Here is a 12971-nt window from a genome sequence, read left to right as displayed (position 1 = left end):
GAAGCAGTCGATGGCATCCACTAGGAAGTGGTTCGAGACCGTTGCCGAAGCCAGGGAGCGGGCGCGCAAGCGCTTGCCGAAGTCGGTGTATCTGGCTCTGTTGGCGGGTTCGGAACGTCGAACCACACTCGACGACAATGTCGAGGCTTTCGCCGAGCTCGGGTTTCGCCCCCGGATCGCGGACCTCCCTGCCACGCGGAGCCAGGGCACGACGGTGCTGGGACAGGACGTGTCGTTGCCGGTGATCTTGTCGCCGACCGGGGTGCAGGCCGTGCACCCGGAGGGTGAGATCGCCGTCGCCAAGGCGGCTGCGGCTTCCGGCACTGCCGTGGGCCTGTCGTCCTTTGCCAGCAAACCGATCGAGGATGTGGTGGCAGCCAACCCGAAGACTTTTTTCCAGGCCTATTGGCTCGGGAACCGGGAGTCGATCCAGCGCCGCCTGGACCGGGCCAAGCGTGCGGGGGCGAAAGGCCTCATGGTGACGTTGGATTGGACGTTCGCCACCGCCCGGGACTGGGGGAGCCCGCCGTTGCCGGAGCGGGTCGGCATCAAGACGATGCTGAAGTTCGCGCCCGAGGTTCTGACCCGGCCCGGCTGGTTGACGCAGTACCTGCGCAGTGCCAGCCTGCCCGATCTGACGACGCCGAATCTGGTTGACCCGGGGGAGACGGGCCCGACCTTCTTCGGTGCCTATGGGGAATGGATGCAGACGGCGCCTCCGAGTTGGGAGGATCTGGCGTGGCTGCGTGCGCAGTGGGACGGGCCGTTCCTGCTCAAGGGGATCACGCATCCCGATGACGCGCGGCGTGCCGTGGACATCGGAGCCAGCGCGATCTCGGTGTCCAACCACGGCGGAAACAACCTCGACAGCACTCCGGCGACCATCCGGGTGCTGCCCAGTGTCCTCGATGCCGTCGGCGACCAGATCGAGGTGCTGCTCGACGGCGGTGTTCGGCGGGGCAGCGACGTCGTCAAAGCTCTCGCGATGGGCGCCCGCGCCGTGATGATCGGCCGCGCCTACCTGTGGGGAATGGCCGCGGGAGGCGAGCGGGGCGTGCACAACGTCATCGAGGTCCTGCGCGGCGGGATCGACTCCGCGCTGCTCGGGCTCGCCAAGCCCTCGGTGCACGATGTGGATCGCGGCGATCTCGTCATCCCCGCCGGCTTCACCCGTGGGATGCGATGAGCCATGGGGGAACCCACGAGTAGCTTTTGTCGCCGGTGCCGAAAGCGGAATCGGCGCGGCCACCGTTCGGCGGCTGGCGTCGGCGGGGTGGCGTGTGGTGGCCGTTGACCGTTGCGCCGACGACAATCGGGTTCCCTACCCTCTGGCCACCCGGGACGAGTTGGCCGCGCTCGTCGAGGAGTTTCCGGAGGCCGTCGCGGTTGCCGGGGACCGGTTTGGTGGGGTCGATGCGGCCGGCGTCCGGCTGCGGCGGGAAGCACTGCCGGAGGCGGCTCGCCGCAGGGAGAACGCCGTCGTGGACGCCCCCTCCGCGGACGAGGCCCTGGCGAGGGTGCTCTCCCGCGACCCGCTCCGCCCGCGGACGCACGCGCTCGCGCCGCCCGCCGGCACGAGACCACACCAGCGACTCGTGCGGCTGACCGGCGCGTTCACCTCCAGTGCCCCGGCTTGTGTGGTGGGGCCGATGCCGGGATCGGATGCGGTGGACGAACTACTCGGCTACCTCCGAGAGCGCGGATACCACCCAGAGGGGAGTAGGCCATGAGCCTGCTGCTGGCCGAGCAGTCGTGGCCGGACCTGGAGGGCCGCCGCCCGCTCGTCATCGTTCCGTTCGGGTCCTGCGAGCAGCACGGACCGCATCTTCCGCTCGACACCGACAGCTCGATCGCGACCGCGGTCGCGTGGAAGGGGGTGCGAGAACTGGCCGACGGCACCGATGTGCTGCTCGCCCCGACCCAGCACTACACCGCCAGCGGTGAGCACGAGGGGTTTCCCGGAACGGTCTCCATCGGCTGCGACGCGCTGCACCTGCTGGCGGTCGAACTGGGCCGGTCCCTGTCGGGGTGGTGCGGGCGCGTGCTGATCGTCAACGGCCACGGCGGCAACAACGCGGTGCTGGCGAAGGCGGTCGCGCAACTGCGTGACGAGCGGCGCGAGGTGGCGTGGTGGCCGTGTGCGGTCCAGGGTGGCGATGCCCATGCCGGGAGAACGGAAACCTCGATGATGATGGCGCTCAGACCGCTGTCCGTGCGCGAGGACCGCGCGAGAGCGGGACGCACCGAGCCGGTCAGGAAGCTCATGGGTGAACTGGAGCGGAACTCCGTCCGAGCGGTCAGCCCCAACGGAGTGCTGGGAGATCCGAGCGGCGCGTCGGCCGCCGCAGGGGAACGGCTGCTCAACAGGATGGCCGCTGAGTTGTGCACCGCCGTCCATTCATGGAACGTCCGGGCAGGACGTCTGCTCCGAACGAGAACCGAGGTGAGGTCATGACCGCACAGCCGACCGCCGTGATCACCGGTGCGGCACGAGGCATCGGCGCTGCGGTCGTTCGGCGGCTCCGTGCCGATGGTTGGAACATCGTCGCGGTCGACCTCTGCGACGACGACCCGGCCGTGCCGTACCCGCTGGGTACCGCCGACGAACTGCGGACGCTGGCCGAGGACAGCGACGGAATCACCGCGCTGACTGGCGATGTCCGAGAGCGCGCGGTTCTCGACACCGCCGTCCAGCAGGCACTCGATCAGCACGGCAGGCTGGACGCCGCCATCGGTGCCGCAGCCGTGATCCTGGGCGGCCGACCACTGTGGGAGACCACCGACGAGCAGTGGAACGCGCTGTTCGACATCGACGTGCGCGGCTTGCTGAACCTGGCCCGGGCAGCGGTGCCCGCCATGCTTCCCGCGCGGCAGGGCAGGTTCGTGGCGCTCGCTTCCGCCGCGGCGCATCACGGGCTGTGGCACTTGGGTGCCTACTGCGCCGCCAAACACGCGGTGCTCGGCCTGGTGCGCGGTCTGGCCGCCGACTTGAAGGGGTCCGGGGTCAGCGCGGTCGCAGTGTCCCCGGGCTCCACTCGCACCGACATGCTTCGAGAGACGGCCGCCCTCTACCAGCTCGACGACGTGCAGTCGCTCGGCGCGCACCAGCTGGTCGACAGGCTGTTGGAACCCGAGGAGGTGGCAGCGGCGGTGGCATGGGCGAGTTCGCCGGACGCGAGCGCGTTCAACGGGACCGTGCTGCACGCGGATGGAGGCTTCACCGGATGAACGCCGCGCTGCCGAGAGGTTTCGGCGTCGAACTGGACAGGTCGGCCCGCCTGTCCCGCAATGGCAGGCTCGTGTTCGGGGGAAGCCCCGGTCGCCTGCTGCGGCTGCACCCGCGAGCCGCGGAACTGGTCAAGGCCGGCTCGTTCACGGTCCGGGATCCGGCGTCGGCGGCGCTGGCCCGCGCGCTGCTCGACGTCGGCGTCGTCCATCCTCGGCCGGCGCCCGACGAGGAGCGATCGGTCGCCATCGTGGTTCCGGTGCGTGACCGCCAGGACATGCTGGCACGGCTGCTGCACGCTGTCCGCTCGGATCCCCGCACCGCCGGGGTGCCGGTCGTCGTCGTCGACGACGGGTCCTGCGATGCCGGTGCGACCCGTGCGGTGGCCGCAGAGCATGGCGCCGAGGTCATCCGCCACGACCGCAGCCGGGGGCCTGCGTCCGCCCGCAACGCGGGCTTTCACGCGACGACCCAGGAGTTCGTCGCGTTCTGCGACTCCGATGTCGTGCCGAAGCACGGCTGGCTCCCACCTCTGCTGGCGCAGTTCGACGACCCCGGGGTGGGACTCGCAGCGCCGCGAGTGGTAGCGCTGCCCCAGCAGCGACCGACCCGGATCGGCTCGTTCGAGCAGACGTGCTCCGCCCTGGACCTGGGACCGGACGAAGCACCGATCATCCCCATGTCCAAAGTGGCCTACGTGCCCAGCGCCGCGATCGTGCTGCGACGTGCCTCCGCACCGGAAGGCTTCGACGAACAGCTCCAGGTGGCCGAGGACGTCGATCTGTGCATGCGCCTGCACGAGAAGGGGTGGCGCCTCCGTTACGTGCCCACCGCGCAGGTGGCGCATGACCACCGCACCGCACTCCTTTCCTGGGCGGCGCGGCGCGCCTTCTACGGTTCGGGTGCGGCGGCGCTGGCCGCCCGCCATCCTGGGCAGGTGCCGCCGATGCATGTGACGGCGTGGTCACTGCTCGCCGTGTGCCTGGCTCTGACCGGCAAGCCCGCCGCTGTAGCCTCGGCGACCGGACTGGCGGCCATCGCCGGAACGCGACTGGCACGCCGGATGCCGGACGCGGACTCCCCGGTCCGCGCAGCAGGCTTGCTGACCCTGGCAGGCCTGTACTCCACGGCGCTCCAGCTGTTGCGGGCCGGTGTACGTCACCACTGGCCGATCGGGCTCGCCTTGGTGATGAAAAGCCGCCGAGCGCGGTGGCTTCTCCTTGGCATGTCTACTATGGACGGATTGGTGGAGTGGAAGAAGAAGGGCTCGGAGCTTGATCCCGTCACGTTCGTCGTCCTGCGCCGGATCGACGATCTCGCCTACGGAGCTGGAGTGTGGTGGGGTTCGGTCGAGCACCGGACGATGGCGGCGCTCGTTCCCAAGATCACCGGTGGACTACGCGAGGTGTGTCGGGCCGTTGCGGCGGGTACGCGAGTTTTACGATAACGACCTCGACCAGGCGATCCACATCTGGGACCAGAGCCGGGAGGGTGGAGAGCCGGTGTTCTCGGCCGCCGAGGTGGTCTCGATCGCTCGGGCCGGTCATCCGGCGATGGTGGCGGTCGTGCAGCAGGACGTGGTCGGCATGGCGGCCGCCAAGGTGGAGGGCGAGCGCGCCTGGCTGGCGATGTTCGCCCTCGACGCGCGGTGGCGCAACCGCGGCATCGGCAGCGCGCTGCTGGGCGAGCTGGAGAAGAAGCTGCGCGGTCAGGGTGTGCACCGCATCACGAGCCTGGTGCCTGAGGGCGCGGCTGGTTTCAAGGCGATGGTCAACTGCGGCTACCGGCCGCGCACCGACCTCACCTACTTCGAGAAGGTCGAAGACCTCGACCCTGCGGACTTCGGCGTGCTGGAGGAGCTGGGCGGGCAGCTGCTGCCGCCCGGCCGGTGGGACGCGCTGGCCGGGATGACGCGGGAGAAGGACGTCATCGAGCGCCTCGCCGCCGCCGGGGGCGGCGAGGCGCGGGGTCGCGCAGGACCGCCCGGTGGAACGGCAACACGGTCGGGATGCCCTCCACGAGCATCTCGTCGAGTGCGCGTCGCGCCCGCTGGACGGAGCAGGCCACGCGCCATGGAATCCCTTGGCGGCAGGACGAGAACGCCATCGTCGGTCAAGATCCTGGCCAGCGGCCTGCCCATCGCCAGCGTGCTCTTCCCCAGTGCGACCGTGGGCCTCATCGTGCTCCCCGTCATGCTCTACCACCTGCTCCAACTCGTCGTCTGCGCGGTTCTGGCCAGAAGGCGGGGAGCATCCGAGCTTGAGCCCATCCCCGTACCGGCGAAGGCGCCGGCCGCCTGAAACAGGAGTCCGCACGCGTCAGATCTTTTCCGAGGCGGTGCCGATGCTGAGGTAGCACTGCTCGACCTGAGCGGCGAAGTCGCCTTCGCCGATCGTGACCCATCGGCATCCCATGCGACCTGTCCGGCGTTCAAGGCCAGCCTCGCCCGGTCGCGATCGAACCTGCCGAAGCATCGATTTGCGGGCAATCCGCTGGGTCGAACAGACCCCCGGCAAGTTGGGAGGGGCGCTCGGTCATCCTTTGAACCGAGCTTTGATCGTCATCGACGTGCAGATCGACTTCTGCGAGGGCGGCAGCGTTCCCGTGTCCGGCGGCGCGGACGTGGCTGCTGCCATCGCCGACTTCGTGAACGGGCAGACGGGCTACAGCTTCGTCGTCGCCACGCGCGACCACCACATCGACCCGGGCGCTCACTTCTCGGAGCGCCCGGACTTCGTGCACTCCTGACCCTCGCACTGCATGGACGCCGGCGGCTGTGCGTGCGGGTGCACTCCGGCCCTCTGATCGCCCACGTCGCTGCTGAAGCCAATATCTCCCGTCGCTGCCCGGCAAGTGGTACGTCTGCCGGCGCTGACATGGTGCTGCAGGGTTGCCCGCTCGACCGTCCCTGCGTGCTCGCAGCTCGACCGCCACGTCCGATGATGTCGCCGATTTCATCGAGGCATGTCCGGGGTCAGACGACATCCAAAATTCTAGCGCCGAAAGAGTTTCCGATTCTGTCCCAACGGGTGCCGCGCTCCGGAAACGCGCATGTACCGAAAGTAGCTTCCTTCACCGCATTTGCCGATTCATCCCCTCTTCCGGGCGCATCGTGCCCGTAGCGGCGGTGCCGTACGCGCGTCTCTGCCATCCTGGCAAAGTCGGTCAGTTTCTTCGCGCGCTCCGGAAGAGAGGGGGGAAGATTGTGGTCGGGTCCACCGTCTCCGTCATCGGGCATGAGTTGGAAACCGTGCCGTTCACCAACCGTTGCAGGTCGATCTGGGAGCGCGGGGATCACGCGCTCATCGGTGTCAGTCCCGGAAACAGCTACTTCAGCCGCCATCGCCTGGCCGCGCTCGCCTGCTGGGCGGACCGATTCTTCGAGTCAATCGACATCGTCTACGCCGACATGCACCTCGAGGCGGTGCTCACCGCTATCGGTTACACCCCCGGGCATGCCAGGAGGAAATCGAGAAAAGAACTGGAAGGTGTTCGGCGAAGGATAAGACGGGCGATGGAGCAACTGGAGTGCACCGCCGCTCGGATCGGAGTGAGCGCTCTTTCCGATTTCTTGTCCACGCCCGCCTATCGCGATCTGCACAGAACAGTTGAACAATCCGTCCGGAGCGACGACGTGCTCCGGTCCGCCTGCGAGAAGATGGTCGACCAGTTCATCGCCGGGAAGATTCCCGGCGGTAGCCGGCCAACACCCGAACAACACCGGTCCGGAATGGACTACCTGCTCGCCGAGATGCCGTTCTTCGTCGACACGCCGAGCATTCTCGGGGTCGGTTCCTCAGCCTCCTGCTACCACACACTGATGCCGCTGACCCCCGTGCTGTTCTCCTCGCGCGAAGGTCTGCGGGCCGTCGACAACCAGGGCTACCTCCTCGTCCGCCCGCCGGGAATCCCCGGCCAGCGCGACCCCGGCGAGAACACCGCTGCAGAAGGGGATCTCCACTCATGACGCTGTCCCGCACCGAGATCGACTTCCCGTTTTCCCGGCGGGGCGACCTGGTGCCGCGCGAGTGCGCGCATCTGCGTGAGCACGAGCCGGTCGCGCGGGTACGGACGATGACCGGCGACCCGGCCTGGCTGGTTTCCAGCTATGCGCTGTGCAAGCAGGTGCTCGAAGACGAACGGTTTAGCCTGAAGGAGACCGCTGCCGCAGGAGTTCCCCGCCAGTACGCCCTGACGATCCCGCCTGAGGTCGTCAACAACATGGGCAACATCAACAGCTCGGGGCTGCGCACCGCGGTCATGAAGGCGCTGCGGGCGTCGCCGGAAGCGATCGCGCGAATGCGGGAGCGGGCACACGCGCTGCTGGATGATCTGCTCCGGGAAGGGCCGCCGGTCGAGCTGCACCACGGGTTCACCGAGCCGTACTCCGCGACCGTGCTTTGTGACATCGTCGGGTTGCCCGCCCAGGACTGGCGGCGGCTGATGACCGGCATCGACATCGCGTTCGTGACCAGCCCGGTCCCGTTCGAAGGCTCGGCGGTGAACTGGCACAAGGACCACCGCCACATCGTCGAGGTGCTGCGCTCGGGCCCTGCCTCCGGACTGCTCGGCCGGTTCGCCGCACTGCGCGGCACCGCCGAGCTCACCGACGACATGTTGGCGACGGTGGCGATGTCGATGTTCGGAGCGGGCGCGGTCAGCACCTCGGCATTCCTGCTGCACGCGATCCTCCTGCTGCTGCAACGCCCGGAACTGGTCGAGGAACTGCGCGCCAGCCCCGACCGCATGGACCGGGCCGTCGAGGAGATGCTGCGCTGGACCCTGTCGATCGGCGACGGCCTGCCGCGGGTGGCGACCGAGGACGTGCCGCTCGGCGACGTGCTCGTCCGACGGGGCGAGCTGGTGCTGGTACTGGTCGAGGGCGCCAACCACGACCCGGCGGTGTTCTCCGACCCGGACCGCATCGACCTCGACCGCGCGCCGACCCCGCATCTGGCCTTCGGCGGCGGCCGCCACTTCTGCCCTGCGTCGTCGCTGGGTCGCGTGCACGCCAAGGTCGCGCTGTCGGCGCTGTTGGAGCGGCTGCCACGGCTCCGACTCGCGGTTCCGGTGGAGACGCTGGTCTGGCGGACCTGGTTCATCAAGCGGGTGCCGGAACGGCTTCCGGTGATCTGGTGAGGGGGAGCGACATGACGGCCAAGCTGTCGGTCGGTGTCTTCTGCGGCGCATCGACCGGGAACTCACCGCGCTACCTCGACGTGGGCGGTGACCTCGGACGACTGCTTGCCGAGAGGGGTCACCGCCTGGTTTACGGCGCGGGCGGGGTGGGTGTGATGGGCGCCGTCGCTCGCAGCACGGCGGCGGGCGGTGGCCACATCCTCGGCGTCATCCCGGAGTTTCTGCGAGCCAGGGAGATGACCGACGATCTGCCCAGCCAGGAACTGGTGCTCACCGGCGACCTGTTCGACCGCAAGCGGATGATGATCGGCGGTGCCGACGCGTTCATCGCCCTGCCCGGCGGCTACGGCACGGTCGACGAGGTCGTCGAGGTGCTGTCGATGGCCGCGCTCGGTCTGGACGTCGGCCCGCTGGTGCTGATCGACGTCGCCGGTGACTGGGATCCGTTCCTGGACATGGTGGACGGACTTGCCCGACGCGGGTTCGCGCGGCGCACGGACCTGTGCCACGTCGTCGGCGGAGCTGCGGAGGCCCTCGACCTGGTCGAGGCGCTGACGGTGGCGGTCGTGCCGCAGGCCCGCCGGAGTGAGAGCGAACCGGCGCGGGCGCACTGAGCGGCCGTTCCGCTCACCAGGGTCGCCGATTCACTCTCGACCGCTACTTCGAGGAACCGACGTCCTGCGACACCAAAGCTGGGGTGCAGCGCGGTCCCGCTGCGCACAGCCCCCAGTGTGTTCAAGCCACCGGCACCGAAGCATCCGGCGCGCACCCACTGGGGGCTGCTGCAGGGTTTGGTGACAGGTGGTTAGGCCGCCTGGTTGGCGGTCTTGGTCATGATTGTCTCGAACTCGATCGGGGTCAGGCGTCCGAGTCGTGGTTGGCGGCGTCGGCGGTGGTAGGTGCGCTCGATCCAGCGCACGATCGCGACCCGCAGCTCCTCACGCGTGTTCCAGCGGCGCCGGTTGAGGACGTTGTGCTGCAGCAGCGAGTAGAAGCTTTCCATGGCGGCGTTATCGCCAGCTGATCCGACTTGGCCCATCGAGCCGCGGAGGCGGTGCCGGAACAGAGCTTGGTGCAGCCTGCGTGACCGAAACTGCCCACCGCGGTCGCTGTGCAGCACGCACCCGGTCACGCGGTGGCCGTCGGCGCCACGACGAGCGACGGCCGAATCCAGAGCGGTGACCACGATCGCCGATTCCATCCGGTCGGCCATCGAGTAGCCCACGATCCTGTTGGACCACACGTCCTTGATCGCACACAAATACAGCTTGCCCTCCCCGGTGGCATGCTCGGTCAAGTCCGTCAGCCACAACCGGTTCGGGCCCTCGGCGGTGAAATCACGGCGCACGAGATCGTCATGTGCCGGCCCCGCGACGCGACGCTGTGTGCTTCGGGTTTTCTTCTTGCCGAACACGCTCCACCAGCCGTTGTTCGAGCAGATCCGCCAGATCGTGCGCTCGGCCGCCGAGTGCCCGGCCGCCCGTGCCTCGTCGGCCAGCAGTCGGTATCCGAACTCCGGATCATCCCGGTGGGCGTCGAACACGGCGTTGGCCACATACGCCTCGGCCAGTTCGGTATCGGTGACCGGTTGGGTCCTCCACCGGTAGTAGTGCTGGCGGTGGAGCTTGAGTACCCGGCACGTCACCGCCACGGGAATCCCGTCGGCGGCCAGCTCACCCACGAGCGGGTACATCATTTTCCCGGCAGATTGCCCTGCGACAGATACGCCGCCGCCCGCCGCAACACCTCGTTCTCCTGCTCCAACAACCGGTTCCGGCGCTTGAGCTCCCGCAGCTCACGAGCCTGCTCGGAGTCCGCGCCCGGTTTCACACCGGCTTCCACATCAGCGGCACGCAGCCACTTCTGCAACGTCATCTCGTGAATCCCGAAATCCCTGGCCACCTGCGCCAGAGTCACACCGGCCTCGCGGTTGCGGGCCACTCGCACGACGTCGTCGCGGAACTCACGGGGATAAGGCTTGGGCACAGCGACATCCTTCCAGCCCGCCACACAGGCAAGCCATCTCGGCTGTCACACATCCCTGCAGCAGCCCCCTGCTTCTGATCAACGCGCGCACCAGGTGCAGGTCAGTGGTGGCCGGGACGGGCCCGAGAAAGGTCCACGGCGCGAGCACATCAGCCCCCAGCGCGCTCCGCGCCTGCCGTCACCGGTTCCGGAGCGCTCGTGTCGGCCGGCGTTGGCTCCAGAACGTCGTTGCGGTGCCCGCCACGCAGGGCGAACACCACAGCCGCCGCACGTTGTTGGACCGCCTCAGACAGGCGGGCACGCAGGACCAGCGCCTTGTCCGGCGATCCAGATACAACCCGACCACATCACGGACCCTGTTCGACTGCGGATCGATGGACAACTCGAAGGTGTCAACCTGATGCGGCTTGAGCCCGAACGCCTTCCGATCCGGCCCACGGTTGAGCGCGATACTGACTCGTCGCCAGGTCGCGGTCCTGACGCCTCATCCGGATGCGGGTCCCGCGGCCCAGCGGCGTCCGTGTGCCGAGAGGTCGCTGAGCATGGTGGCTACCTGGTCGGCTGTATATCCCGTGTCGCCCTTGAGCCACCACGCGAGCGCCCCGATCAGCTCGCCCGCCCACGCGCGCGCGACGAATTCCACGGGGATGCGCGGGGTGTGGCCGGATTGTTCGGCACGTGTCCGGAACAGCGCCTCGGCTTCGTCGCTGGCGCGTTCGTAGAACTCGCGGAGCGGGCGGCCGTCGCCGGCGCCTTGGAGGATCACCCGGTAGACCGCCTCGTTCTTCTCGGCGTGCGTGAAGATGCTGCGCAGAGGGTCGCCGGTGAAGCCGTCAGGATGCTGCGCCTCGTACTCCGCCACCCACGCAGCCCGATCGGCCGTGAGCGAACGCACGATGTCGAGGAGGACGTCTTCCTTGGCCCGGTAGTGGGCGTAGAAGGTCGCCCTCGCCACGTCCGCGCGGTCGAGGAGGTCCTCGACGGTGAGCGAACCGAAGCTCTGTTCGTTGCACAGCTCGATGAGCGCCTCGCGGATCGCGCGGCGGGTGCGGCGCACCCGCCGGTCGCCGCCTCCGGACTGCGGTGGCATGGCCCGGCTCCTCTCCATCGGCTCCTCGGTTCGGTGGGTCTCGCTCTCATGATTCCCCACCCGGCGTGGGTGGCGGCGCGAAGGGCAGCGCGCCGAGACCGCGGTCGGCACTGGTGTCAACCGGGGACGCGGCCCCGCGCCCGAAGACCCGGCCCGAAGACGTCGCCACCGCCGCGGCGGCGACCCCAGGTGGTTGAAGCGCATTGACCATCGGCGTGACTCATCCTACGATCTCATACATTCAGTTCAAAAACATACGTTCTGTTCGATTCTGGAGTGTGTCTGTGGCGATCGCTGATGATGACCCCCACTCCGCGGCTGCGCTGGCCGAGCGCTTCATCGCCCAGGCGCAGGTACTGCTACCCGCACTCGTGGTGCTCCGACGGGCGAGCCATGCCGATCCCGAGCTGGGCCTGCACCTGCCGGAGACGCAACGGAGGGTGCTGGGGGCGCTCGCCCCGCTCGAACTGGAGTTGCACACCGGAACGGACTCGAGCTCTGTGGTCGCGCTCCTGCGGGGCACAAGTCCGGGCCCGACAGTGCTGTTGCGCGCCGACATGGACGCCCTGCCGCTGCAGGAAGCGACCGGTGTGCCGTACCGATCGAACAACGGCGCCATGCACGCCTGCGGCCACGACCTGCACGTGGCCGGGCTCGTGGGCGCCGCACACCTCTTGCACTCGCACCGCGACGAGCTCGTCGGCAACGTGGTGTTCATGTTCCAGCCCGGCGAGGAAGGGTGCGCAGGCGCCTCGCTCATGCTGGACGAAGGGCTGCTCGACCTGACCGATGAGCCTCCGGTCGCGGCGTACGCCGTGCATGTCGGCCCCGGCCCTCGTTGCACATTCCTGACCAGATCCGGCACGGCCACCGCCAGTTCGAGCACGTTCTCGGTCGAGGTATGCGGTCGTGGAGGCCACGGCTCGCGGCCGCACGAGGCCGTCGACCCGGTGCCGGTGCCGGCCGAGGTCGTGCTGGGCCTGCAGTCCTTCGTCACACGCCGATTCGACGCCTTCGACCCGATGGTGCTGTCGGTGACCAACCTCGCCGCGGGAACGGGAGCCAACAATGTCATCCCCGCCGCCGCCCGCCTCAGCGGAACCGTGCGAACCACGTCCCCCGAGGCGCTGGCCAGGCTCGAGGCGGAGTTGCCCGGTGTCGTAGCTGGGATCGCCGAGGCGCACGCTGCCACTGCCACCGCGAAGATCACCACCGGCTACCCGAGCGTCGTCAACGAACCAGGCGACCACGGAGCGCGCTCTTGAGGTCCTGCGGGCGGCGTCGGCGCCCGGGTCGTCGAGATACCGCATCCCACCATGGGCGCGGAGGACTTCTCCTGCGTCGCTCAGCGCGTGCCGGCAATGATGCTGATGCTGCTGGCGAGTCCACCCGACCTCGACGGGACTCCTGCGCCGAACCACTCCCCGCACGCGGTGTTCGACGACGCCGTCCTCAGCGACCAAGCCGCCGCGCTGGCACTTCTCGCCGCTCGAACGCTGGCCGCACACGCGACCCGCTGACCTTCCCGAT

General features: G+C 68.7%; 13 protein-coding genes and 3 pseudogenes. 13 read left to right on the top strand and 3 right to left on the bottom strand.

Features of this window, described 5'->3' with window-relative positions:
- Positions 1-10 precede the first annotated feature (10 nt).
- From mftD to HUO13_RS27725, 11 genes and pseudogenes are all read left to right on the top strand, one after another.
- A complete protein-coding gene (gene mftD / locus HUO13_RS27775) occupies positions 11-1186 on the top strand; it encodes a pre-mycofactocin synthase MftD (protein WP_211897955.1) in 1176 nt (391 codons plus the stop codon).
- Positions 1131-1259 (top strand): annotated as a pseudogene (locus tag HUO13_RS38420) (hypothetical protein); the annotation flags it as partial. The gene mftD and the pseudogene HUO13_RS38420, both read left to right, overlap by 56 nt.
- A gap of 24 nt (positions 1260-1283) precedes the next feature.
- Entirely contained in the window at positions 1284-1730 is a 447-nt protein-coding gene (locus HUO13_RS27770) for a hypothetical protein (RefSeq protein ID WP_249124114.1), read from the top strand.
- On the top strand, positions 1727-2455 hold the full coding sequence (gene mftE, locus HUO13_RS27765; protein ID WP_211897953.1) for a mycofactocin biosynthesis peptidyl-dipeptidase MftE: 729 nt from the start codon (positions 1727-1729) through the stop codon (positions 2453-2455). Before HUO13_RS27770 ends, mftE begins: the two co-directional genes overlap by 4 nt.
- Complete coding sequence (locus tag HUO13_RS27760) at positions 2452-3228, top strand: mycofactocin-coupled SDR family oxidoreductase (protein WP_211897952.1); 777 nt, start codon at positions 2452-2454, stop codon at positions 3226-3228. The genes mftE and HUO13_RS27760 overlap by 4 nt, the downstream gene beginning before the upstream one ends.
- Positions 3225-4673, top strand: a complete 1449-nt coding sequence (gene mftF / locus HUO13_RS27755) for a mycofactocin biosynthesis glycosyltransferase MftF (protein ID WP_211897951.1) — start codon at positions 3225-3227, stop codon at positions 4671-4673. Before HUO13_RS27760 ends, mftF begins: the two co-directional genes overlap by 4 nt.
- A gap of 55 nt (positions 4674-4728) precedes the next feature.
- The gene (locus HUO13_RS37760; RefSeq protein WP_249124113.1) at positions 4729-5526 is read left to right on the top strand and encodes a GNAT family N-acetyltransferase; all 798 of its coding nucleotides are present in this window, start codon (positions 4729-4731) and stop codon (positions 5524-5526) included.
- 241 nt (positions 5527-5767) lie between these two features.
- Positions 5768-5971: pseudogene (locus tag HUO13_RS27740) on the top strand (nicotinamidase); the annotation flags it as partial.
- A gap of 460 nt (positions 5972-6431) precedes the next feature.
- The gene (locus HUO13_RS27735) at positions 6432-7193 is read left to right on the top strand and encodes a tRNA-dependent cyclodipeptide synthase (RefSeq protein WP_211897950.1); all 762 of its coding nucleotides are present in this window, start codon (positions 6432-6434) and stop codon (positions 7191-7193) included.
- Positions 7190-8365, top strand: a complete 1176-nt coding sequence (locus HUO13_RS27730; RefSeq protein WP_211897949.1) for a cytochrome P450 — start codon at positions 7190-7192, stop codon at positions 8363-8365. Before HUO13_RS27735 ends, HUO13_RS27730 begins: the two co-directional genes overlap by 4 nt.
- An 11-nt stretch (positions 8366-8376) precedes the next feature.
- The gene (locus tag HUO13_RS27725) at positions 8377-8979 is read left to right on the top strand and encodes a TIGR00730 family Rossman fold protein (protein ID WP_211897948.1); all 603 of its coding nucleotides are present in this window, start codon (positions 8377-8379) and stop codon (positions 8977-8979) included.
- 191 nt (positions 8980-9170) lie between these two features.
- On the opposite strand, the gene HUO13_RS27720 is transcribed toward HUO13_RS27725, so the two are convergent.
- The 3 genes and pseudogenes from HUO13_RS27720 to HUO13_RS27715 form a co-directional block, all read right to left on the bottom strand.
- Positions 9171-10351, bottom strand: a protein-coding gene (locus HUO13_RS27720) for an IS3 family transposase (RefSeq protein WP_249124112.1) whose coding sequence is annotated in 2 segments (ribosomal slippage) — positions 9171-10064 and positions 10067-10351 — 1179 coding nt in all. Because the reading frame shifts where the segments join, the coding sequence is not laid out codon by codon here.
- A 328-nt stretch (positions 10352-10679) separates the two neighbouring features.
- A pseudogene (locus HUO13_RS37755) lies at positions 10680-10804 on the bottom strand (IS630 family transposase); the annotation flags it as partial.
- A 31-nt stretch (positions 10805-10835) separates the two neighbouring features.
- Positions 10836-11441: a TetR/AcrR family transcriptional regulator gene (locus tag HUO13_RS27715; RefSeq protein WP_211897947.1), complete on the bottom strand. Its 606-nt coding sequence runs from the start codon at positions 11439-11441 to the stop codon at positions 10836-10838.
- A gap of 203 nt (positions 11442-11644) precedes the next feature.
- On the opposite strand from HUO13_RS27715, the gene HUO13_RS27710 reads away from it, so the two are divergent.
- Both HUO13_RS27710 and HUO13_RS37750 read left to right on the top strand, forming a co-directional pair.
- The gene (locus tag HUO13_RS27710; RefSeq protein ID WP_249124111.1) at positions 11645-12706 is read left to right on the top strand and encodes a M20 metallopeptidase family protein; all 1062 of its coding nucleotides are present in this window, start codon (positions 11645-11647) and stop codon (positions 12704-12706) included.
- Between the two features lie 51 nt (positions 12707-12757).
- A complete protein-coding gene (locus HUO13_RS37750; RefSeq protein WP_249124110.1) occupies positions 12758-12961 on the top strand; it encodes a hypothetical protein in 204 nt (67 codons plus the stop codon).
- The last annotated feature ends 10 nt before the right edge of the window (positions 12962-12971 follow it).

The organism is Saccharopolyspora erythraea, from assembly GCF_018141105.1.
In the GTDB taxonomy this organism is placed as follows: domain Bacteria; phylum Actinomycetota; class Actinomycetes; order Mycobacteriales; family Pseudonocardiaceae; genus Saccharopolyspora_D; species Saccharopolyspora_D erythraea_A.
Note: the sequence above shows the minus strand (reverse complement) of the source record. Positions and strands in the feature narration are given on the sequence as shown.